Here is a 21,588-nt window from a genome sequence, read left to right on the forward strand (position 1 = left end):
TCAACCTTCCCATAGGACGAAGTCGTTGGGCGTCGCTGTTTTCGCTGGCGAATAAAGAGAACCGTCGCCTTGAGGCTCCACTTTCCAGTCGCCTTCCCGCCAGCGAATGGATACCGACATCGAGAGATTGCCGCCGAGGGGGGACGCGACGAGCAGACGTATCACCGCGGCGTTCTTCGAGTACGACGCGACGGAGAAGCCTGTAAATCTTTCGATGGCTCCGTTCTTCGGTTGGGTCTCATCGTCGGCCATCTTCGTCTCGACGAGCCTGTCACGCCGCTCCCCCGGCGCGATCTGCTGTTCCGCGACTGTACGCCAGGCGGGACCTTCCATCTGGACAGGAATAATGTGCGCCGCCAGCACGGCCCCCAAGGGTGTGTGCGCGAAGCACCACCATGCCCCCGTGTCGGTCCGGAGGGGCCCGGCTGACGTCGAGGTGGGCACCATGTCGGCGGCGAGCTTCTTCCAGTGCACATCCGCTGGCGCGGCAACTGGTTGCGCAGTGTTGCGGTCGTCGGTGCGACAGTTCTCCGGGCGCCCGCCGGGGCCTCGCCGGGCCTGCTGGGGATCGCCTGGGGACAGCGGACCGCTGATCCCTGCGAGGGCTTCCCTTCCGGGAGCCGTGCTGGTCTCAGCAGCTTCGCCGTCGTCCATCGCAAAGGCCACCAGCGACATGGTCACGAGGAACGCCAGGAAACCGGCCGCGTTCAGCCAGCCTCGCTGTTTGTAAAACGGCCCGTCGGTGGGCGCCTGTTTCCGTCTCGCACCGAACATTTTGATCCTGCTCCCCGCGCGTCCCTAGGCATTCTTGAAGAAGAAGGTGACCGTGGGACCGGCAGCGGCCACGAGGATGCAGCCTCCCAACACCATGCCCAGCCGGCTGAAGTGTTCGGAGGATTCACCACGCTTCACGGACACGGCCATCATGATGCCGGTGGCCAGAATCCCCACCACCCCGGCCACGGTTCCGGCCCACGCAGCGATCCCGAGGACGACTTCGACTGCGTCATTGAGCTCACCTGGCGCCTTGCTGTCCACATCGGGCACGTCGCTGGTATCACCGGCCGCCAGGTGGATGTTGCCATTCACGTAGAGAGAGAGGAGGGTGTCCTTCACGAATTTCTCCGGTTCGATAAAGATTCAGAAAGAGTGTGCTACATACAGCACGAAGAACGGAGCCACACCGCTTCAAGTCGTGTCACGGCTACTTGGCCAGCCACGGCACAATGACGAATTGAACAATCGGTCCCGCAGTGGCACCGATGATGCAGGCACCGAGGACGAAAACCACTCCTCGGTAATAAGTTGCCCCCTCACCCATTTCACCGCGCCGCAATTGCATGGCCATCTGGATGCCGACGATGAGCAGGCCTGCTACGGCTGCGGCTGTCACCGCCCAGGAGAGGTAGCCGAGCAGTTCGGTGCCCCCATGCCGAGTCGGATCGAACTCGCCTGCGGGGGCGAAGTCATCTGGATCGATGACTTCCTCCGGGATCGATCCGGACACCAGACTCATCGAGGTCTCCCCGTGCGTCCGGTCGAGCCGGAGAGAAGTCTGTCCAGGGCTCGCACTTCCCTGGGCGGTGCATCCACCTCTTCGCCGAAGCGCCAGGCCGGCACCCAGGGAACGCGGTACACCTTGACCGCCGAACGCATGACGCGCACGCGTTGGCCGAGCTTGCGCGGCAGACGGCCCGGCGCGTCCGCGACGAGTACGACGCTGAGGAGCTGAATCCCCGCGGGATGGTCTCCCAGCCGCAGCGCGTTCAGTGCTTGGGACGCTGCGCGCATGCCCTCGGCATGAGTGCGTGCGACGAGCAGCACCTGGCCCGGTTCGCCCCGGCCGGGAACAGGCCACCGACGACCCACGTCCACGCCGCCCAGCACCCGCGCGAGTGTGCTCGCGCCCGATCCACCGTGCGCGCTGACCCAAGAGACCTTGTGGCCCTTGTGCTGTAACGGCACCCGCTCGGACGGTGCGGAGGGCCACGACGAGCCGGTCCGTGCCGTGCTCGCGGGAGGAGTCAGCCGAGCGTCCTGCGCCTGCGGAGTCGGGCCTTGCGCGGGCGTGACCGGTGCCGGCACGGGAGCTGGCGGTCCCATCGGCGCCGTATCAGCCGGACGGGCGGTAGGTCCCCGGACCCACATCCGCGAGTCGGCGGATGCCGTCGGCGGGATACCCATGTGCGTCCCCCTTCCCTCGTTTTGCCTGGTTTGCTAGGACGACGGATCCCGCTTTGAACTGATTGGTCGCTGTGGCCGTTGGGGCGTGCGAGCCGACGGTGATCCGTCGGGCAGCCACTACGGGAATTCGGGTGGCCTGGTTCAAGGTTTCTGCCCGCCCGCGTCGTGCGGGCGCCGCACTGTAGGTCGAGGGTCGAGTGAAAGAGAGCGTGACTGGTGGCGAGTGGACGTGACTCCGGCTCCTCCGGCGGGTCGGGGACGCAGCAGTTGCTCATGTGGATCGGTCTCAGTGGCGGGACGGTCGGCTGCCTTCTCTCTCCGCTGATCATCCTGCTCCTCATCGCCGCCACGCTCATCGTCTGCGCCATCGGCTTCTTCTTCTGGCCCCTTGTGCTCCTCTGCGACATCTTCAACTTCTGCGGCACCGACCACGGCGGCAGCGGGGCCAGGGACGAGGTCTCGATGGTGATGAACGGCGACGGGCGTGAGGAGTTGTACTCCACGAGCGTGCCCTCGGACCTCGCGACGACCATCCGCGAGGCCGGGGCGGAGTGCACGCAGATAGGCCCCGTCGTCATCGCTGCCCAAATCCAGCTGGAATCCGGCTGGAACAGGACTCTCGTCGGAGACGACGGGGAGGAGGGCATCTCACAGCTGCCACCGGACAAGTTCGAGGAGTTCGGTGAGGACGAGGACGACAACGACAAGACCTCGGCCATGGATCCTGAGGACTCGATCATGGCGCAGGGCAGGTACATGTGCTCACTCAGCAAGGACGTCGGGACACAGCTCGACGCCGGCGCGATCGAGGGGGACCCCCTCGATCTGACCCTGGCCGCCTACAACATCGGGTTCGAGACCATCGAGCAGGCCGGTGGGCTCCCGGAAGGCACTGAGGGAGCCTCCGCGAAGGGCTACGTCACAGCCATCCGGGCGTCCTTCCCGTACTACGCCGGCACCCTGGCGAAGGACGGAGAGGACTACCCCAGCATGACCTCGCCACCGTGGCCCAGCGGAGCCCGGAAACCTGAGTCATGACAACCACAGGCATCAGGGCAAGGAGTCATCACATGCTCGGTAGACGCAGCCGCGGCAAACAGCAGAACTTTCCAGATCACACGAACACGACGATGCAGCCCTCGCTCCTTTGCGAGGTACTGATCCTTGGTGACGGCAGCGCGGTCATCGACGGCGTCGGCTTCCCCGTACCGGACGGCGAACCGGTGCATGTCGCCGTCCTCGACGCGATGCACCGTCAGGCGCAAGCGCGGGGCGAGCCTGTGCAAGCGACGATCCATGACAGGCAGGAGAGGTACACCACACACGTTGAAGTCGCTCCTGACGGGTCGAGCCGGGTCCTGCGGCACGAGGGAGAAGAACAGGAACCGGACTTGGGCCTCGCTGCCTCGGGGCCCGGCCTCGAACCGTTGCACGTCGGACCGCAGTCACCGCCGCCGGTCACCCCGTCATCGGCCAGTGGCGCGACCGATGCCTCACCGGCCCCCGAGGCCTTGCCGTCCACAGCCTCCCCCACCGAGATGGACACCCCTGCCCCGGCAGTACCGGAGCAGTTCGGAGACCTCGTCGGACAGATCACGTCGGCGCTGGACACCGGCAACCTGGAGAGCGCGATGGCACTCGCCTTCCGGTTGAGCAAGATCACCGAGCGCACCTTCGGCGCCGGGCATCCCCAGACGCTCGAAGCACACGCCTTGGAAGCATTCGTGGCCCACCGAAGCGGCAATCACCGATTCGCGGCGACCAAGTCCCTTGAACTTGCTCGGTTCCGCGGCGACATGGGCGACGGCCGGGCACATGAGGAACTGAGGCGTGCCGTCGCAGCCTGGCAGTTGGCCGACGACATGCCGTGGGCTGTCGACTTCGGCCGAAGCCTGCTCACCGTGTGGTCCGTTCTCGCGGAGCGGGGCGAATCGTCCGCCCAAGATGCTGTATTGCTGCGCGGCGTCAATCGCCGTATATACACCCTGGCTGCTGCTGCGGCCGCCCACCGAACAGGCGCTGCTTGAGAAGAGGCACAGGTCAACGAAGGGGCTGCGAGCACGAGCACAGGGTGCGGACGCTCTGGTCGCCGCGACCTCCACCCTCAACGGCTACGAAGCCACCGCTCCCGTCATGCATAGAACGTCAATTCGACGTGTAATTCCCGTCGTGAGACTCCCCACGAAGCAAGGTCGCTAAACCCGGCCTCACGGACTGACCCATGTGGTCACGGAACGAGGGAGCAATCGTGAGCTGGACGGGAATGGGTTCCTCGGGGGCGGTCAGCGCACGGGAGCGCGCGATGCGCACGCTATATGACGAACAGGCGCATTCTCTGTTCACCTACGTGGTGCGGCTGCTGGGCGGGGACCGGTACCGGGCCGAAGACGTGGTACAGGAGACCCTGCTGCGATGCTGGCGCACGCAGGACCTGGGCGACTGCAAGCACTTGCGGCCATGGCTGTTCCGGGTGGCCCGCAACATCGTCATCGATGAGCACCGGCTGCGCATGGCCCGTCCGCGGGAGATCGACGGCGCCGCATGGCTGGAGGAACTGCTGGCGCGGCCCGACGGCGTCGACAGGATGCTGTCCTCGATAATCCTCAAGGAGGCGATCCGGGAACTGTCGCCCAAACACCGTGAAGTGCTCTACGAGACCTACTACACCGGCAGATCGTCACGCGAGGCGGCTCTCGTGCTCGGCGTGCCTCCGGGTACCGTCAAGTCACGTCTGCACCATGCGATGCGGGCGCTGCGCGCGGCCCTGGGTATCGCGGAGACCGCCGGCGAGGGGGCTGAGGGAAAGCCCGACTGGGCGCACTCCCCCGCCGCGTGACACATGTCCGGCTTCTCCGTTCACGTCGCTTCCTGGGTGCCCTGCGCGGGGCGCTCCCAGGACGGGCCGGAACGCTGTAGCCGTGCCGGGTTGGCCGGTCCCCGCCGGGGCAGAACCGGTGCCACTGGACGAGGCTGCTGTGGCCGGCTCTGGTCACGGAGAGAAGTCAGCCAGGCCTGGTGCTCCAGCACTGCACCGAGCGCTCCGCCGCTCTCACCCGGGATCTGGTGACGCAGACGGACCAGTGCTATGCCGACAGACAGCGCGGTGTCCACGTCGGTGATGCCCATCCACAGTGTTTCGGCGTAGGTGGCTGCAGCCTCGGCCCGCTCATGCTCGCCCCGGTGGTGCCAGCGCTCGGCGACGTCCCGGGACAGCCGCACGCCGTTGAGGACGTCCCCGGCCAGGGCGGTGACGCGGGCCCGGACCTCACGGATGTGCAGGGCATCGGGGTGAGAGACTCCCAAGCGGTCGGCGGCCTCCTCGTCGAGCCGTACGGTGAGCGCGGCGGCCTGTGCTTCGCGGCCGGCCTCAAGATGTTGTGCGACCAGGGCCAGAGGCTCGGCGTACGCACCGTGTTCCGGCTGCTGTTCCGGTTCTGGGGCCGCATCCGCGGATCGGGGTGGAGACTTCGTGTCACGCCCCCTGAGCGCCCTGGTGTTGTGCCCGCCTCCGGGAAGCTCCCCCACTGCACCGTCAGGTGAGACGACTAGGTTCCAGACGGTGCCGTTCTGCTCTGTGGCTTGGGCCCGCACTGGACGGCCGAGCCGGGCGGCCGCGGCGGCCACCGTGCCGACGGCTGCGGCTCGGGTGAGGTGCCTGGAGGCGGGTACGAGCGGCCCCGAGGCCACGAAATGGCCGTCTTCGTGCGCGGTCAACACGTAGACCGGCCACGCCGGCACCTGTGCGAGTGCATGGGTCGTATGCATGTGACGTTCCTCCGGATGCGCGGCTGTGCGGCCTCGGGTCTGAGCCTTGGCACCCGCTACCGGGTCAAGACCTTGTCGACCAGCCACGCCGTGCCGGTGTCCTTGCGGATAAGACGCACGTACGCGAGGGCAGTGACGGGTTCAGCCGTCCAGTGGTCGCGTCCGTGCGGAGTAGCGGTGACCACCCATTGCCGCCAGGCCTCGGTTGCGGTGTCGGCCGGTTTCGCGGCGTCTTCGGCCTTGTGCAGGGTGACGGTGGTGTGGGCCCGGTGACTGGCCCATTCCTGCCACTGGGCGCCGGGCACCGCACGGGGCCGGTGCGTGCGTAGGAGCGCTGCATACGCCTCGGTCAGCCAACCCGTCTGCGCGGCACGCACACTCGCGTCGAACGGTGCGGTGTCGGATGTGGTGTCGAAAGTCCACATCATCGTGAGCACGCCTCTGCCGACGGCGTCGGCATCGGTGTGGTCGATGGTGTCCGGCGGGGAGGCATTCCCCCGGGGCGTAGCCCGGAGACTCTCGGGCAGGGGCACGGCCTCGATGGCATCGGAGGGAGTGGGGTATGGCCCGCTTCCGGTCGCGGCGGGCGGCGACGGCGACGAGTGCCCGCGCGTCACTGCGCCGGAGTCGGAGCCGGGTCCGGAGTCGGAGCCGGAGGCGCAGCCGCTCGCGGCGAGGGCCACCGCCAGTGCCGTCGCGGCTGCCGCGGCGGCGCGTATCGTGGGGACAGTCATCCGAAGCGCCTCGCTTTCTGAGGCTTTGAGGCGTAATAGGGGTCGTTGAGGTTGCTGATCCGGACCACATCCCCGGTCTTCGGCGCGTGAATGAACTGCCCGCGGCCTAGGTAAATGCCGATGTGGTCGTAGCTGCCACCCAGGTTGAAGCCGATCACGTCACCGGGCCGCAGCTCTTCGCGCGGCACAGCCTCGCCCGCGGTGACCTGGAGCTGGGATACGCGTGGCGGCAGTACGCGGCCACCGCTCGCGTGGTAGACCGCGTACTGAACGAGACTGGAACAGTCGAAGCCCACGGTGTTCGCGCCCTGCGCGAACCCCCGTCCGGGGCCCTCTGGCCCGCCGCCACCCCATGAGTACGGTGTGCCGAGCCATTCCTTGGCGCCTGCCACTACTCGGTCGCCGAACGCGCTGCCGTCCTCAGCCGAGGCTTCGGCTGAGAAGCCGGCCATCGACGTGATGATCCGGGTGACGTAGGCCTGAGTCTCCGGGTACGGCGGTACGCCGCCGTACTGCTGGACCGCGCCCGGGCCCGCGTTGTAGGCCGCGAGTATCAGCCGGGTGGGGTCGCCGCCGATGCCGAGGTCCTTGACCTTGTCCGCGAGCCAGCAGTCGTAGCGGGCCTGAGTCATGATGGCGTCGCCCGGGGTGAAAGGGTCCGCCACACCGTCCGGTTGGGGGCTGCCGCCCTTGCCCGCGGCGTCCACGCCCCATGTCGCCCACGTACTGGGGATGAACTGGCTCAGTCCCTGGGCCTGGGCGGGACTGACCGCGGTGGGGTTCCAGCCGGACTCCGCCTTGATTTGCGCGGCCAGCAACGGCGCACTGACCTCCGCGCACTGCTGTGCGGCGCGCTCGATCCACGGCACGAACTCGGTCGGTACGGGCTTGGCGTTGAGGGTGGTGACGAGTCCCATCTTGGCGGCGCCCTGCCGTTTCTCGAGACCTCCCAGTACGGCCAAGCCGACCAGGGAACCGAGCAGTACCAGCGCGCCACAGACCATGACCAGCAGCGCCGGTCTCGCCCGTGTGGTGTGGCCCCTCATGTTCAACCCCCAGGAGTTATGGAATCCGAGAAGCACGGCATTACGAAATAGGCGCGAAGTGTCCTTATTCGTCGCGCTTTTGATGTTTCATCATTTGTGCTTCGATAATGTTTTTTATGTATACTCGGTCCGGTTGATCCAATATTGGGAGGGAGTGCCGTGATGAGGGATGTACCGGTCGTCAATCCCTGGTTGCCGGCGCCGCACCCTGCGGGGGGTACCAACGGGAAACCGCAAGGAACGGTTCAGGCCACGCTGGCGGACCTCACGGGCCCGAGAGCTCCTCAGGGTGCGGGAGTTCCACAGCCCGAGCGCTCACTGCCCGTCGCCCGAGCGCACCCAGGCTCCGGTCGGACCTGGTGGTGGCTTGGTGTGCACGGCGGCGCGGGGGTCAGCACGCTGGAACAGGCCGTACCCGGTGGCCGGGACGCAGAGCGCGCCTGGCCCGCCTCCTCGCATTCCCACTCCGTCGTGCTGGTCGCCCGTTCCAGCGCCGGCGGGCTCAAGGCCGCACAGAGCGCCGCGCAGCAGTGGGCGTCAGGAATGGTGACCGGCATCGATCTGCTCGGCCTGGTCGTCGTCGCCGACGCACCTGGTCGGCGCCCCAAAATCCTGCAGGACCTGGTGCGGCTCGTCTCCGGTGCGGTGCCCCGGCTGTGGCAGATTCCGTGGGTCGAAGCCTGGCGGCTCGGTGAGCCGCCCTCGTCGCACCAGCCGAAGGAATGCGCACCGCTCGCGCACGATCTGACACGACTCACCCAACCCGCATAGAGGGGAACCGCGTTGTCCAGCCTGCTGGCGGCCGTTCTGTCGGACGCCTCACCATACGCAGCCCACTTCGCCCGCCTCACCGCAGCCGTTCCGCAACCCTCGGGGGTACCGGATGTCGGCGGTGGAGAGGCGCCGCCGGGCGCTGATGACCTGCTCAAGGTACTGAGATGGGTGGCCTGGAGCGTCACCGCTCTGTGCGTCGGCGGCATCCTGAGCGTCGCCGCCAGGATGGCGATCGACCACTCGCGGGGAGGCAGCCGCGAACATGCACGAGGGCTCAGCTTCGTCCTGGGGGCATGCATGCTCGTCGGCTCCGCCTCGGGCATCGTCGGCGCGCTGATCTGATGAGCGAAAGGCGCCCGGCAGTCCCCCAGTCGATCACCCAGAACCTTTGAGCATGAGGGAGCGATCATGACAGAGCCCGCCAGCCGGGCCGCGGCCGACGAGCCGCGCAGCCCGTGGCTGCGCGGTGGCTTCGTCCTCGCCGCCGCCTTCGTCGGCTTCGTCGCCGTCATCGGAGCGGCGGTCGCCCTCGGCCCGAGCGGCTCTGGCACCGGCGACACCACGCCGCAGGCCTCCAGCGCCCACACGGACGGCCCGCCGCGCCCCGCATCGACCGGCAGCGGAGCGTCCTGCCCAGCACTGGTCGACACAGAGCAGAACGTGCCGGACGCCGCACCCGGTGGAGTGACCTGGGCCCTGTACCACGCCGTTGCCCTGCCCTCCTCCGAGGCGGCAGGCCCGGCGGTGACAAACGGAGACGTGGCCCGCTGCTATGCGCGCACCCCGGTCGGCGCCCTCCTGGCAACCACCCAGATCAGCGTGCGCTACTTGGCCGCCGAGGACTGGGCTTCGGTGACCCGCACCCAGACCGTCGGCGTGGGCCGCGACGCCTATGTCGCCGAGCGGACCAAGGCGGAGCAGACAGCGTCACCCAACCAGGAAAACAGTGCCCACGGGCAGATCGCCGGGTTCAGGTTCGTCACCTACAGCGAGACCACAGCGGTGCTCCAGACCGTCTGGCGGTTCCCGGACGGTCGCATGCAGGCCGCCACCACGACCGTGCTGTGGCAGCGCGACGATTGGAAGCTGGAATACCCGGCCGCCCCCACAGCACCTGTCCCGGTCGACTCCCTCGCCGGATACGTCGAGTGGGGAGGCCTGTGATGGCCGGCTGTGACTTCGGATGGGTGGCCCCGACAGTCGGTGGCCACTGCGTGGGCAACGGAACAGGCGCCACAGCCAAGGATCTCGGCGGCAGCGCGTTCGACGACATCGCAGAAAGCGCTGCCCAGGCAGCGAGCACCACGGTGAAGGCACTCGGCAGTGCCTGGATGGATCTGGGCGTGCCCGACTTGGCCGATGACAGCGGCCCGGTAGCTTTCCTGCGCGGTTCCACGCTGTGGTTCACCTCCTTCACGGCAGTGCTGTGCCTGCTCATCGCAGCCGGGCAGCTGGCCTGGCAACGCCGTGGCGAGCCCGCCCGGCAGGCCCTCCAGGGGCTGCTCAACCTGGTGGTGGTCTCCTCCGCCGGCGTCGCTGCGGTCAACCTGCTGGCAGTGGCGAGCGACAAGTTCAGCGTGTGGATCATCGACCGGTCCACTGGATGCCGGCAGATCAGCGCCACCGGCATTCCCGTGGAAAGCTGTCTTGCCGAGTTCGACGAACGTACTTCCGCCATGCTGGCTCTGGGCGGCACGGACTCGTCGTTCCTCATCCTGATCATGGCCATTCTGGTGACCGTGAGCAGTCTGGGCCAGATCGCGCTGATGATCGCCCGCATAGCCGTGCTGGTGATTCTCACCGGAACGCTGCCGTTGTCGGCGGCTGCCAGTTCCACAGCCGGCGGGCGCACGTGGTTCCGCAAGTCCGTGAGCTGGCTGCTCGCCTTCGTGCTCTACAAGCCGGCCGCGGCGGTCGTGTATGCGGCCGCATTCGCGATGACCGGCCGGAGACAGGACAACGAGGTCGTCTCCATGGTGTCCGGGGTCGTACTGATCGTCCTGGCCTGTTTCACCCTGCCGGCGCTGCTGCGCTTCGCCTCCCCCGTCGTGCAGGCGGCGACCTCTGGCGCGGGACGCGTGGCCAGACCGTCCGAGGGAGCAGGCGGACAGACCGCGGTCACCGGGGCACTGCCCGTACCGCACCTGCGCAACCTGGCCGCCGGCCGGTCGGTGTCGGGCGCAGCAGTCGGCCGGGAGGTGCCGGGCGGCGCCGGCGCGGGCGGCGCGTCCCGACCGGTACCGGTGCCCGCGCGTGGCGCGGAGGGGGCACGCGGAGTACCGGATGCCGAACGCGCCTTGGGCGGCCAAGCCCGCCCAACGGATACCGGACGGACACACCCCCAAGAATGGGAGGACCCGGCGTCCCCCGTTCCGGTACCGGACCATGATTCCGACGACGCCCAACTGGAGAAGCCTCGTGGCAGGCAGTGAAACACACCATCCCCGCACCTACGGCAACTTCCGCAAGCCCCGCACTTCGGGCCTGCGCGGTCTGTCACTGGGAGCGACCATGCTGCTGTTTGCGGGGCTGGTCGCCGTGGTCCTGGCCACGCTGATCTCCATATGGGTCGCGCTCGCCCTGGCAGCCGGTCTGGGAGTGCTCACGGTCCCGCTCGCCGTGAAGGACCGACATGGCCGCACCCTGATGCAGCGCGGCGCCGTCCGCCTGGCCTGGTGGCGCACCACCTCCTCCGGCGGTCACCTGTACCGCTCCGGCCCGCTCGGGCGGTCCGGCCACGGCAGGTGCCGACTGCCAGGTCTGGCTGCCGAGTCCGTGCTGACGGAGGCGCAGGACGGCTACGGACGTCCGTTCGCCGTGATCACCATCCCGGCGACCGGGCACCATACCGCCGTCATCTCCTGCGACGCCGACGGCGCGGCGCTCGTCGACGAACAGCAGGTCGACACCTGGGTGGCCCACTGGGGCCAGTGGCTGTCCACGCTGGGTAGCGAGCCGGACCTCGTTGCTGCGAGCGTCACCGTGGAAACCGCTCCCGACTCAGGCTTCAGACTCCAGCAGGAGATCACCGCCAACGCGGTGCCCGATGCCCCTCCACTGGCCGGGGCGATGCTGCGGGAGGTGCTGTCCGCCTATCCAGCGGGCTCGGCACAGATCACCACACGCATCGCACTGACATACTCAGGCGCCGCCCGTCCCGGCGCGTCCCGCCGCAGTGTCGAGGACATGGCCTTGCACATCGGCACCCGCCTGCCGGGACTGACCGCGGGACTGGCCATGACCGGTGCCGGAACCGCCGTACCGATGACCGCGACCGAACTCGCCGAGGCGGTGCGCGTCGCCTACGACCCAACCGTGGCATCCCTGGTTGAGGAGGCCAGGGCAACGGGCGGCACGGGCCTCACTTGGGACCAGGCCGGACCCATGGCAGCTCAGGAGACCTGGGGCCAATACCGCCACGACGGCGCCTTCAGCATTACCTGGGCCATGTCGGAGGCCCCGCAGGGCGAGGTCTTCTCCAACGTCCTGACCGGCCTGGTCCAGCCCAACCGTGACATCGCCCGCAAGCGGGTCACTCTCCTCTACCGGCCGCACACCCGTGCCGAAGGAGCGCGCGTCGTCCAACAGGACTACAAAAATGCCCTGTTCAACGCCCAGCAGTCGCAGATCGGGCAAGCACGCGACGATGCGGAGGTCGCGTCGGCACGCAGGACCACCGAGGAACAGGCTCAGGGCCACGGAGTGATCCGTTTCGGGCTGCTGATCACCGCGACCGTCAGCTCCGCCGAGGAACTGACGAAAGCAGCCGCCACCGTGGACAACCTCGCGCCGGCCGCCCGTATTGCCGTAAGGCCCGTCTACGGATCCCAAGCAGCGGCGTTCGCGGCGGCGCTGCCCCTCGGACTGGTATTGCCACTGCACACGGCGCTGCCGCAGACGGTACGCGACGCGATGTAGCGCATGAGGAGGAGAACGCAAGTGGTACGCACAACCAAGGAGAGCCGTCGGCCCCACTCCACCCCACGGGGTTGGACCGGGCCCGGCGGCGGGATGGTCGGCTACGTCGACCCTGCTCCCGAGTGGCGGGGCACGTCCGTACAAGTCTGTGGCCTGTGGCCGTTCGGCGCCGGAGCCGGTACGCCGATGGTCGGGGTGCCACTGGGCCGCGACCTCGACTCGGGGGCCACGGTGTGCTGCGACCCCGTGTCGTGGTTCATGCGCACAGGTCTGCTCGCCAACCCCTCAATGTTCGTTCTCGGCCGTCCCGGTCTCGGCAAGTCGACTGTCGTACGCCGCATGGCCCTCGGCCTGTCCGGCTATGGCGTGCACCCTCTCATCTTCGGCGACCTCAAACCGGATTACGCGGACCTGATCCGGGCTATCGGCGGCCAGGTCATCAGTCTGGGCAGAGGCCGAGGCAACCTCAACGTCCTGGATCCCGGTGAATCCATCCAGGCCGCCGCCCGCCTCACCGGAGGAGCACGCCACCGCCTCCTCGCGGACATCCACGGTCGCCGCCTGCACATGGTGTCCGCGCTGGTGACCATTCTGCGCTCGGCGCCCCCGACGGACCGTGAGGAGACCATCCTCTCGGCGGCCCTGAACGTGCTGGACGACCGGCACACAAAAGGGGACGTCCCGGTCCTCGGCGACTTGGTGCAGGTCATCAAGGACGCCCCGGAATCGGTGCGCTCGGTGGCGCTGGACCGCGGAGACATCACCCGCTACCGGGACATCACCGAGAATCTGGAGGCGTCGCTCACCGCCCTGCTGGTCGACGGCCGTCTGGGCGGCACCTTCGCCCGTCCGACGACGGAGGCCATGAAGCTGGACCGTCCAGTCTGCTTCGACATCAGTGGCATCGACGACAGCGAGGTCCTGCTCCAGGCGGCGGCGCTCCTGTCCTGCTGGTCGTACGGCTTCGGCGCGGTCTCCGCGGCACACGCGCTCGCGGACGCCGGTCTGGAGCCACAGAGGAACTACTTCCTTGTCATGGACGAGCTGTGGCGGGTCCTCCAGGCGGGCCGAGGGCTGGTCGACCGCGTCAACGCTCTTACCCGCCTCGACCGGCAGCGAGGCGTCGGCCTCGCCATGATCACCCACAGCATCGACGACCTCCTCGCCCTGCCCACGGAGGAGGACCGCACCAAGGCGAAGGGTTTCGTGGAGCGCGCGGGCATGGTGATCTGCGCGGGCCTGCCTCCAGCCGAGATGCCGCAGCTCAGCCAGGTCGTTGAGCTGACCGAGGCAGAAAGACGTCTTCTGGTCGACTGGTCCACCCCGCCCGCGTGGGACGGCGTGAGCGGGCGGCGTGCCGACCCACCGGGACTCGGCAACTTCCTGATCAAAGTGGGCAGCCGCCCCGGAATCCCCCTGCACGTCGACCTGACAGCCGCGGAGCTGGAAGTCAACAACACCAACAAGCGGTGGAACAAGTAGGCGGAGGTGCTGATGAGGGTGTTGCCGAGCAGGCAGGCTTGAGCAGAGCTGAGGGGCAAGTCCGGGCAGGCACATGAGAGCCCCATCCGCAGCCGCCAACGAACGGCCCGTCGAGTTCCTCGGCCTCGCCGGTTGGGACATCAGACAGGCCCAGGACGGCGGCACGCCCGTCGGCCCGCCCTCCATTGAACCCTTTCCTGCTCGGCGTCCGTTGCGGTGCTTGCGGTCCTCAGCCCGACATCAACACCTCCGACCAAGGAGCGTCATCCATGAGTTCTATCACCTCACGCATGAGAGCGAACCTGACCGCGCGGAACATTCGGGCCGGCGCGGCCCTAGGGCTCGCGGTGAGCGCCGTCGGAGCAGGGTTCCTGTTCGCTGACTCTTCCGGGATGACCCTCGCGGGCGACAGCGCGAGCGGGCAGATAACCGGCCTTGCGGGCAAGTGCATCGACGTGGCAGATGGGAACGGCGCCAATGGCACGCAGGTCCAGCTCTACGACTGCAACGGCACCTCCGCCCAGCAGTGGACCGAACCCGGTGACGGAACCTTGCGAGCGCTCGACAAGTGCCTGGACGTCCGGGACGGCAGCACGGCCGACGCGGCCGACGTGCAGCTCTGGGACTGCAACGGCAGCCCCGCCCAGCAGTGGGTGATCACTCAGGCCAAGGACATCGTCAATCCGGCGGCGAACAAGTGCCTGGACGTACGCGCCTACAACAGCGCGAACCGCACGCCCCTTCAGCTGTGGCCCTGCCAGGGCGCCGCCAACGAGAAGTGGGAGGTCGCAGGAGGCGGTACGGATACGGTCGTGGGAGAAAAGCCCGCCCCGCTCCCAGAGCGCCACAGCGACGCCCCCGCATCCGAGTTCGCCGTCAGCGAGGCACAGTTCGATCAAATGTTCCCGAACCGCAATCCCGTGTACACCTACGGCGGCCTGAGAGCGGCACTGAGCGCCTACCCCGCCTTCGCCAACTCCGGTAGCGACACGGTGAAGAAGCAGGAGGCTGCCGCCTTCCTCGCCAACGTCAGCCACGAGACAGGCGGTCTGGCGCACATCGTCGAGCAGAACACGGCCAACTACTCTTCCTACTGCGACGCCGGCCAGCCCTACGGCTGCCCATCCGGCCAGTCGGCCTATTACGGCCGCGGCCCCATCCAGCTGAGCTGGAACTACAACTACAAAGCTGCAGGTGATGCACTGGGCATTGACCTGCTGAATAATCCGGATCTCGTGGCCAGCGACTCGTCCGTCGCCTGGAAGACCGGTCTGTGGTACTGGAACACACAGACCGGCCCCGGCTCGACGACACCGCACGACGCCATCGTGAACGGTGCAGGCTTCGGCCAGACGATCCGCTCCATCAACGGCGCCCTGGAGTGCGACGGGAAGTACCCTGCGGAGGTGCAGAGCCGCGTGGACTCCTACACAGGCTTCACCAGGATCCTCGGAGTCGATCCCGGGAGCGACCTCTCCTGCTAAAAACGCTCTCCGTTCCCCGCGGCGCCGAACAGCCGATGCCGCGGGGAACGGACAGGCGTGCAGCGCTCACGCCTACCCGTTCCTGGAACGACGGACCACGCTCGGCACCAGGGAGCTCTGAAGAGGATCCGGTTGAGTACTGGTGGCCAGAGGCAGGAGCGCCCGAGGGGCCATGTCACCTGAACCCTTCGCGCCTGTGAGCCGTTCTACTTGACGCTCCGCGCACGGGGCTCGCCGGTCACGAAGGAGTGTTCCTCGGCCGTCGGCGCCTTCGTCGGGGGCAAGGGTGCCATCGAAGAGAGGAACCCAACATGGCCGGCATGCAGGAGCCAGAACGGAACTCCCCCACCTCGTCAACCAGTAGCTCCGATGAGAGCATCGTTACAGCTGACAGCCCACGGTCCACGCGCCCCGAGAACAGTGAGCGCGGCATCGAAGGGCCGGCTCCATCGACTGTCGAACTCGCCCTCGAGAACCTCGACTCGCTGCCAGAGCGGCCTCCGGGGCCCGACATCGTGACCGGGGCTCCCACTCTGCAGTCGGCCATCCGAGAGTCGTATCCGCACGGCGAGCCCTGGTACTCGCCCCAGACGGGTGCATGGCACTACATGGCGGAGGGCTACAAGATACTTTCCGCTACGGCCGGCAAAGCCGGAACGGCAGCCCGGTGGGCCGCGGAACACCGCGGCGAGTTCTTGGAGGGGGTCGTAGGCGGCATTCCCCCCGCGCTCAGAGGGATCGGAGCCCTGGCACAGTCCGCGCACCTGCCTCCCGACACGACCGGTCAGAAGGTCTTCGGTTTCGGCGTGGCCCTGACCGCGCTGGCCCGGATCAACGAACTGGCCACGGAAGCAGCCAAGGCCTACGGAATCTACCGCCACCCCGATCAAGCGCAGCCAGGCGTGAACTCCTTAAATGTAGCGATGAACGTAATCGGTACATTCGGAGACGTAATGAATGGTATCGGTACGAGCGGCTCGATAAAAGACCCCCATTGGGCGCAGGGCCTCCAAGGTGTGGGCGCACTTGTCAGCGCAATCAGTTCGCTCACCACGCCGTTCACCAAGCTCCAGCAGACGTCGTACGAACCTCAAGTACTGCCCCGGCACAACGTCCAGACCCCTGCAGAGGAGCTCCGCGGTCTGCCGAACCGGCCCGAGGAGCTGCAAGAGGAGGCGGATGCCCAGAACGAGCGGACCTCCCCAGCATGGCATCCGCCAGGGCGAGCCGCCGTCGCCCTGCTGCCCGAATCGACGGGGCTGTTGCATCAGCGTCGGGTGACCACTGGAGCCACAGATTCGGGCAGCAGTGCACACAGCCCGGTCGCGGACCCCTCAAGCGTACGGAACGTCAACATAACCAAGCGGAGCAGGTAAGTAGAGTCGATACCGCGTCGGCTGAACTCAGGACGGCACGGGAGCTGCCCTGTTCGTCACTCGACGAGGGGAACAATGCGCACTTCTACGGGGAGGGAGAGTCTCCCGCGACTCGGCCCGACACCTGGCCTCTGCGGGCAGCCCACTCCTCTTGCTACTGCCCTGACGGCACGGTGGGCAGGCACCGGTACCGGTGCCTGCCCACCGTGCCGTCGAAGGGATACGATTCGCATCCTCCGTCCGGCTGGGACGGCACCGCCCGCACCCTCGGTGGGCGGTTGGTCAGCTCGTCTCCCGGTAGGCGCGGCCGCTGTCAGTCGCGTTGCTGCCGGAATAGAGGCCGGTCGGGCTTGTCTCAGTGGAGAGGGCGAACCACGCGTATCGTTCCACGAAGTCCAGGGCCTTCAGCCCTTCCGCCGATGTGCTGATGAAGTTGCTCTGCTCCTCCTCGCTTGGGTAGCGGGGAGTGCCCCCGGTGAAGTCGATGAGTGCGTACTCCGTCAGCCAGACCGGCTTCTTGTAGCGGTCGTGGACGCGCTGCAAGTAGTCCACCAACTGCTCGGTGGCGTTGGAACTGAAATCGGAGCCGTACCAGTGCACCGGGATGAAGTCGACGCGCAGGCCGCGATCTGAGGCTCCCATCATGAAGCGGTCGAGCCAGCCTCCTGGCTTGTCGGCGCCGGCGGAAACCGCGGGAGCTCCCAGGCGCAGACCGGTGCCCTCCAGTCGAGGCCACAAGTCGAGGGCCTGCTCGACGGTCATGTCGGCCTGTCCGGGGTGGTCAGGTTCATTGAAAGCAAGCAGGTTCCTACCCTCCCGAGTGGCACTGGCCAACTCCGCGTCGTTGACCGAGTCTGGTCCCCAGATCATCGGGACAAACTCGACACTCCCCGGCTTGGCAAGGTTGCCGCTGGAAGACGCCCAGTTATGGAACCAGGACGCACCGGAGTCGGCCAGTGCCTGGGAGGCATTGCCGACAGGGTTCAGCGCGACGCCCTTCTGGGCTGACAGCGAAGCCCCCGGCCTGAGTGGCTGTCCCTGGCCGGTCTCGTCGGGCTTGGTCTTGTCAGGGCCGTCGGAAGCCTTCCCGAAAGGGTCACCTCCATGGAAAGTCACGGTCAGTCCACTGCACTGGCTGCACTGACGCATGACCTGGTTGCCCGCCTCGGCGTCGTGCTTGGACCACGAGTACGCCTTGGGACACTGCTGCGTGATCGCTTCGCTGTAAGCAGTCTTCGCGTCCCGATTGGGGTTCACGCACACCAGGGGCTTGTTCGATCCCGATTCCCTGACCAGGTCCTCAGGAGGACACGCGGACAGGAGTGCCCCGGGGCAGCCCATCTCAGCGCACTCTCCCCCATCAACTGGTGGCGAGACGCCGTCAGGGGTGATGGTGACGGGCACATTGACCGCGTTCACATAGCTGACGTCGTACCACGGGGCCGCGGCATCGGCCGTGTCGAAATTGAACTCCGCCAGGCTTACGGGTTGTTCGCCGGTGACACAGCGGTCGACGTAAGGTCCGCAGTCACCGACTGCGCAATGGAAAGTACTGCCCGGCTCACCGGTACAGCCCTGGCGGGCGAAGAAGGTACCGCGCCAGTGGCCGGCACCAGCACGCTCGGGGATGGTGAGGGTGGTGGACTGGCCCCGCTCCAGCATCGGCAGTCCGGCGAGCGGGGACGAGCCGTCTGCACTGGCCACACTGCCGACCCAGATGGTGCCGTCCGTCTCGTTCCTCAGCGTGACGGTGTGCTCGGTGCCGCTGGCGGCGACACTCGTGACGTGGTCTTCCCGGGGGCGTTCCTCCCCACGGAACAAGGTCACCGCCGACACACCGACGACCAGGAGGAAAGCAAGCAGAATCGATTGAAATGATCGACGTGATGAAAGTGATCTCACGGGCATGGAGCATGCCTCTCGGGCGAAGGATTGTCTGCGCAGGCACGACGTGTGAGCAATCTGAACGGTTCACCCGGCGCGCTCCACGTGTTGAGGCATGGCACGTGCCCGAAACGCCGGTGAACCGTACGCGGTGCGTGCACGTTGTGGCCGCTGAACAGGCGAAGTCTGAGCCGAGTGAGAAGCGGAAGCCCATGTCTACTGAGGCTGGCGAGATCGACCCAACCATTGAAGGCGCCCCGGTCACCCAGGAAGCCGGCGTGGAGGGGGAAGCCGACCCATCCCAAGAATCGCTGCTGAGCCCACCCCACTTCATCCTCTATATGGAGGGCGACGAGTATGGGCAGACGCTGAGACAACTGACGCTCTGGACGCATCATGTGCTGTTGCCTGTCTACGGCCGAGAGACCACCTCGGCGGAACCTTGGTGCTCCCGCTGGTGGGAGCACCCCGAGGCCGTTGCGCAGCTCCATGGACTGTGGCTCGCCTGGGGTGAGCTGACCGGTCCCGGTTCGAAGTTGTCCGGGCCCGCCAACTGGCACCGCGACTACCTAGGGCCGATCATGAGCGCGCTACGAAACCCCACGGGACCGTTCGCGGGCTGCAAACCGGGAGTCCACCGCTCGAAGGAAATACCCAAAGTGGACGCCATCGACCCGTTCGGGCCCATCGTCTGACCACGGCCGTTCACCGGGTTGCACCCAAGTGATCCAGTCATCCTGGATCGCCGTGACCAGACCGTGGTGGTGCTGATCGCAATTCAGCCATTCCATGTCGTTGAAGGTGATGTTGCCGTTGTCTCGCGTCACTGCTGCGGCGGCGCTCGCTCCACGCGGAAGCGCCGCTGCGCCGACCCTCGGGCAAGGGCACACCACGCCAGCCCCGGGGAACGCGATCCGTGACGGTCGACCGGCTGCTGGCGTGGAGGAAGGCGCGCACGGCTACACCCGTGACAATTTCCGCCACTAGAGCGCTTCGCATCCCGCAGGACGGCACGCGGGTCGGAGGCCGCACCCTCAACCAGGGCGCAACCCAGGGGCTGCCGCTGACAATCGCCCGGCTGGAGCCGAAGACGACTCTGTGGAGGCGCTCCTGGGCGGAGGAGGAGGTATTAGCGATGATCTGCGCCCTGGACGCGGCAGGCACGGCGATCCGCTTCATCTGGGCTGCGTCAGGGGGGCGTTCGTCGCCGAAGGCACCGCACAGTCTCCCTGCGGCACCCGCACCGCGAGGTCGCCTGTCTGAACAGCGCCTGGCCCGCCGTGGCAAGCGTGCGCGCGAGGCCGAACCGATGCCCCGCGTCGGCCACCGACGCTCGCCGACGTATCGGGACAGCTGCTCTGCAGGTCTACCGGTTCAGACGAGCAGTGGTCATCATGATCTGATCACGGATTCGCAGTTTCCGGGGCGGGGTAACAGCAATCCTGGCTTAGAAGCAACGCGAGAGGTGCCGTCATGACTGACTCCGCAACCCCAACACATCACGCGGGCGACGACCGGGAGCCGGACCTGGAGTCGGGAGCACCACAGGGGCGCGCGCCTTCGGCCGCGACGACCGGTGCTGGGTCGCAGTACGAAGCGAGCGTGGAGAAGAGTAAGCTCTGGGACCTGGCCAAAAAACTCACCCTGACGGCCACCATGGGCTGGGTGTCCGGAGGTTACGCAAGAGTAAATAGCGTGTATCGCGCCATTGGTTTCGGGCATCTCGCTGCGTACAACGCAGAAAAAGCAGCGGAGAGTTGGCCGAATCGCGAGACGGCGGCAACGAGCATCGCCAATGCCCTCGGTACCGCTGTGTGGGCGGGCGGAATCGGAACAGGAAGCAAGATCGCCCTCACTGTGGGACCCGCTGTGAATGCCGCGGCGAACCTCACCTCAGCTGCGCTGAAATATAGTCAGGGCAAAGCTGGTTGGGCCAGGGATTTGGTTGATGTCTCCGAGATGGCTGCGTTCACGGGCGCGGGGATGACGGATAATCCCGTGGCGCGCGCCATCGCGTTCTCAGCCGCAGGATCAGGTTTCTTCTGGGATGCGGTGCAGGAGCGAGACAAAGGCCTCGTGGGCCACGGGGCTGGCGCACTCGTCTGGGCGGTCGGTGCCGGGATGGACAACGACTCGTGGCAGGCTGCCGGCGCAGGAACTGTGGCTCTGTCAGAGTTCGCGCGGCTCACCTACCCCTACCTGGAGTCGCTCACTCGGGATTCCCCGCTCGAGGCAACTCCGGAACAGTCTGGTAGCGGACCGGCGACCCGACAGGAGACGGCCCTGCCCAGGCTGTCCGCACCCGCGCCTGTGCCTGGCACCACCGTCGCGGAAGCGGCCAATCAACGACTGCCCTTCGGTCGGGCGGCAGAAGTGACCAAGAGCCACAACACACCACGCAACCCGATCACGGGAAGGGTGTCTCTGTCTCTCCCCAGGTCACCCATAGCGCCCTCTACCTCCGCACCCCCTACCACCCGGACCAGGTCACAATCAGCGCCCGGCAGTCTCCGCTCCATGACCGAGCAAGGTGCTAGCACTCCGGCCTCGACAACCCGTCCACAAGTTCCCCGCCAAGATCTGCAACGACGCTCTGTCCGCCGCGCCTGACCTCGGTCAACGCCCAGCCCCTTGGCAATGGGGCGCGAAAGGACTCGCAGAAAGGGCTTCCCCGGTCCGTGGCGTGAGTGGTCGGCCGCAGGTGGTGCGGATGCCGGTCCAGCGCCTCAGCAGGTCTTAAAGGACGTCAAGGGGACCTGCTAGAGGGGCTGGGCAGGCCGCGTTGTCGGCAGTCACGGAGGATCTTGTAGTTCTTCATACGGGAGAAGGAGCCTTTTCCATCTTGATCAGTGAGCTTCTTCGAGTTGGCCACCGATCAGGTGATGGCCGGTGAAGCGCAACGAGCGAGGCCCCCGGGCTGTTGATCGAGATGTCTGACGTC

Annotated in this window: 21 protein-coding genes; 13 read left to right on the plus strand and 8 right to left on the minus strand. The window is 67.1% G+C overall.

The features are described 5' to 3' along the window. From ACZ6IM_RS39385 to ACZ6IM_RS39400, 4 genes are all read right to left on the minus strand, one after another. Positions 1–774 carry a DUF8175 domain-containg protein gene (locus ACZ6IM_RS39385; protein WP_319214929.1) on the minus strand — a complete coding sequence of 258 codons (774 nt, stop codon included), beginning with the start codon at positions 772–774 and terminating at the stop codon, positions 1–3. A 24-nt stretch (positions 775–798) separates the two neighbouring features. After that, complete coding sequence (locus tag ACZ6IM_RS39390; protein ID WP_052843192.1) at positions 799–1,116, minus strand: hypothetical protein; 318 nt, start codon at positions 1,114–1,116, stop codon at positions 799–801. Positions 1,117–1,204: 88 nt separating this feature from the next. Continuing rightward, a complete protein-coding gene (locus tag ACZ6IM_RS39395; protein ID WP_319214927.1) occupies positions 1,205–1,516 on the minus strand; it encodes a hypothetical protein in 312 nt (103 codons plus the stop codon). Continuing rightward, entirely contained in the window at positions 1,513–1,965 is a 453-nt protein-coding gene (locus ACZ6IM_RS39400) for a DUF6668 family protein (protein ID WP_398918685.1), read from the minus strand. Before ACZ6IM_RS39400 ends, ACZ6IM_RS39395 begins: the two co-directional genes overlap by 4 nt. Before the next feature lie 492 nt (positions 1,966–2,457). Here ACZ6IM_RS39400 and ACZ6IM_RS39405 point away from each other — a divergent pair, with 492 nt between their 5' ends. The 3 genes from ACZ6IM_RS39405 to ACZ6IM_RS39415 all read left to right on the plus strand — a co-directional run bounded on the left by ACZ6IM_RS39405 (position 2,458) and on the right by ACZ6IM_RS39415 (position 5,020). After that, the gene (locus tag ACZ6IM_RS39405) at positions 2,458–3,222 is read left to right on the plus strand and encodes a transglycosylase SLT domain-containing protein (RefSeq protein ID WP_319214925.1); all 765 of its coding nucleotides are present in this window, start codon (positions 2,458–2,460) and stop codon (positions 3,220–3,222) included. Between the two features lie 32 nt (positions 3,223–3,254). Continuing rightward, complete coding sequence (locus tag ACZ6IM_RS39410) at positions 3,255–4,211, plus strand: hypothetical protein (protein WP_319214923.1); 957 nt, start codon at positions 3,255–3,257, stop codon at positions 4,209–4,211. Positions 4,212–4,432: 221 nt separating this feature from the next. Beyond that, positions 4,433–5,020, plus strand: coding sequence for a sigma-70 family RNA polymerase sigma factor (locus ACZ6IM_RS39415; protein ID WP_398918683.1), 588 nt, complete (start codon positions 4,433–4,435; stop codon positions 5,018–5,020). 20 nt (positions 5,021–5,040) lie between these two features. On the opposite strand, the gene ACZ6IM_RS39420 is transcribed toward ACZ6IM_RS39415, so the two are convergent. The 3 genes from ACZ6IM_RS39420 to ACZ6IM_RS39430 form a co-directional block, all read right to left on the minus strand. Continuing rightward, positions 5,041–5,949, minus strand: coding sequence for a hypothetical protein (locus ACZ6IM_RS39420; protein ID WP_469563781.1), 909 nt, complete (start codon positions 5,947–5,949; stop codon positions 5,041–5,043). 56 nt (positions 5,950–6,005) lie between these two features. After that, a complete protein-coding gene (locus ACZ6IM_RS39425; RefSeq protein ID WP_319214919.1) occupies positions 6,006–6,482 on the minus strand; it encodes a hypothetical protein in 477 nt (158 codons plus the stop codon). A gap of 197 nt (positions 6,483–6,679) precedes the next feature. Beyond that, the gene (locus ACZ6IM_RS39430; RefSeq protein ID WP_319214917.1) at positions 6,680–7,765 is read right to left on the minus strand and encodes a bifunctional lytic transglycosylase/C40 family peptidase; all 1,086 of its coding nucleotides are present in this window, start codon (positions 7,763–7,765) and stop codon (positions 6,680–6,682) included. A gap of 126 nt (positions 7,766–7,891) precedes the next feature. Between ACZ6IM_RS39430 and ACZ6IM_RS39435 the strand changes: the two genes are divergently transcribed. From ACZ6IM_RS39435 to ACZ6IM_RS39470, 8 genes are all read left to right on the plus strand, one after another. After that, positions 7,892–8,500 (plus strand): DUF6668 family protein, encoded by a 609-nt coding sequence (locus tag ACZ6IM_RS39435; protein ID WP_319214915.1) that lies wholly within the window; start codon positions 7,892–7,894, stop codon positions 8,498–8,500. A 12-nt stretch (positions 8,501–8,512) separates the two neighbouring features. After that, a complete protein-coding gene (locus tag ACZ6IM_RS39440) occupies positions 8,513–8,845 on the plus strand; it encodes a hypothetical protein (RefSeq protein ID WP_052843184.1) in 333 nt (110 codons plus the stop codon). A gap of 66 nt (positions 8,846–8,911) precedes the next feature. After that, positions 8,912–9,667: a DUF8175 domain-containg protein gene (locus ACZ6IM_RS39445; RefSeq protein WP_319214911.1), complete on the plus strand. Its 756-nt coding sequence runs from the start codon at positions 8,912–8,914 to the stop codon at positions 9,665–9,667. A 50-nt stretch (positions 9,668–9,717) separates the two neighbouring features. Next, a complete protein-coding gene (locus ACZ6IM_RS39450; protein ID WP_319214909.1) occupies positions 9,718–10,935 on the plus strand; it encodes a hypothetical protein in 1,218 nt (405 codons plus the stop codon). Then, the gene (locus ACZ6IM_RS39455) at positions 10,922–12,421 is read left to right on the plus strand and encodes an SCO6880 family protein (protein WP_319214908.1); all 1,500 of its coding nucleotides are present in this window, start codon (positions 10,922–10,924) and stop codon (positions 12,419–12,421) included. The genes ACZ6IM_RS39450 and ACZ6IM_RS39455 overlap by 14 nt, the downstream gene beginning before the upstream one ends. Positions 12,422–12,442: 21 nt before the next feature. Further along, positions 12,443–13,903 (plus strand): ATP/GTP-binding protein, encoded by a 1,461-nt coding sequence (locus tag ACZ6IM_RS39460; protein WP_319214907.1) that lies wholly within the window; start codon positions 12,443–12,445, stop codon positions 13,901–13,903. 392 nt (positions 13,904–14,295) lie between these two features. Continuing rightward, on the plus strand, positions 14,296–15,387 hold the full coding sequence (locus ACZ6IM_RS39465) for a glycoside hydrolase family 19 protein (RefSeq protein WP_319214953.1): 1,092 nt from the start codon (positions 14,296–14,298) through the stop codon (positions 15,385–15,387). A gap of 311 nt (positions 15,388–15,698) precedes the next feature. Continuing rightward, complete coding sequence (locus ACZ6IM_RS39470) at positions 15,699–16,763, plus strand: hypothetical protein (protein ID WP_319214906.1); 1,065 nt, start codon at positions 15,699–15,701, stop codon at positions 16,761–16,763. 282 nt (positions 16,764–17,045) lie between these two features. On the opposite strand, the gene ACZ6IM_RS39475 is transcribed toward ACZ6IM_RS39470, so the two are convergent. After that, a complete protein-coding gene (locus ACZ6IM_RS39475) occupies positions 17,046–18,590 on the minus strand; it encodes a glycosyl hydrolase (protein ID WP_319214904.1) in 1,545 nt (514 codons plus the stop codon). A 398-nt stretch (positions 18,591–18,988) separates the two neighbouring features. Here ACZ6IM_RS39475 and ACZ6IM_RS39480 point away from each other — a divergent pair, with 398 nt between their 5' ends. Together ACZ6IM_RS39480 and ACZ6IM_RS39485 are read left to right on the plus strand one after the other, a co-directional pair. Continuing rightward, on the plus strand, positions 18,989–19,342 hold the full coding sequence (locus ACZ6IM_RS39480) for a DUF4913 domain-containing protein (protein ID WP_319214951.1): 354 nt from the start codon (positions 18,989–18,991) through the stop codon (positions 19,340–19,342). A 907-nt stretch (positions 19,343–20,249) separates the two neighbouring features. Then, the gene (locus ACZ6IM_RS39485) at positions 20,250–21,257 is read left to right on the plus strand and encodes a hypothetical protein (protein ID WP_319214902.1); all 1,008 of its coding nucleotides are present in this window, start codon (positions 20,250–20,252) and stop codon (positions 21,255–21,257) included. Positions 21,258–21,588: the final 331 nt, after the last annotated feature.

The organism is Streptomyces sp. NPDC042336 (genome assembly GCF_055581985.1).

Bases quoted from the DNA above. Each gene is read 5' to 3' on its own strand.
- ACZ6IM_RS39465 (WP_319214953.1), top strand. From the start codon at position 14,296: ATGACCCTCGCGGGCGACAGCGCGAGCGGGCAGATAACCGGCCTTGCG.
- ACZ6IM_RS39470 (WP_319214906.1), top strand. From the start codon at position 15,699: ATGGCCGGCATGCAGGAGCCAGAACGGAACTCCCCCACCTCGTCAACC.
- ACZ6IM_RS39445 (WP_319214911.1), top strand. From the start codon at position 8,912: ATGACAGAGCCCGCCAGCCGGGCCGCGGCCGACGAGCCGCGCAGCCCG.
- ACZ6IM_RS39420 (WP_469563781.1), bottom strand. From the start codon at position 5,949: ATGCATACGACCCATGCACTCGCACAGGTGCCGGCGTGGCCGGTCTAC.
- ACZ6IM_RS39405 (WP_319214925.1), top strand. From the start codon at position 2,458: ATGTGGATCGGTCTCAGTGGCGGGACGGTCGGCTGCCTTCTCTCTCCG.
- ACZ6IM_RS39435 (WP_319214915.1), top strand. From the start codon at position 7,892: ATGAGGGATGTACCGGTCGTCAATCCCTGGTTGCCGGCGCCGCACCCT.
- ACZ6IM_RS39395 (WP_319214927.1), bottom strand. From the start codon at position 1,516: ATGAGTCTGGTGTCCGGATCGATCCCGGAGGAAGTCATCGATCCAGAT.
- ACZ6IM_RS39410 (WP_319214923.1), top strand. From the start codon at position 3,255: ATGCTCGGTAGACGCAGCCGCGGCAAACAGCAGAACTTTCCAGATCAC.
- ACZ6IM_RS39385 (WP_319214929.1), bottom strand. From the start codon at position 774: ATGTTCGGTGCGAGACGGAAACAGGCGCCCACCGACGGGCCGTTTTAC.
- ACZ6IM_RS39480 (WP_319214951.1), top strand. From the start codon at position 18,989: ATGGAGGGCGACGAGTATGGGCAGACGCTGAGACAACTGACGCTCTGG.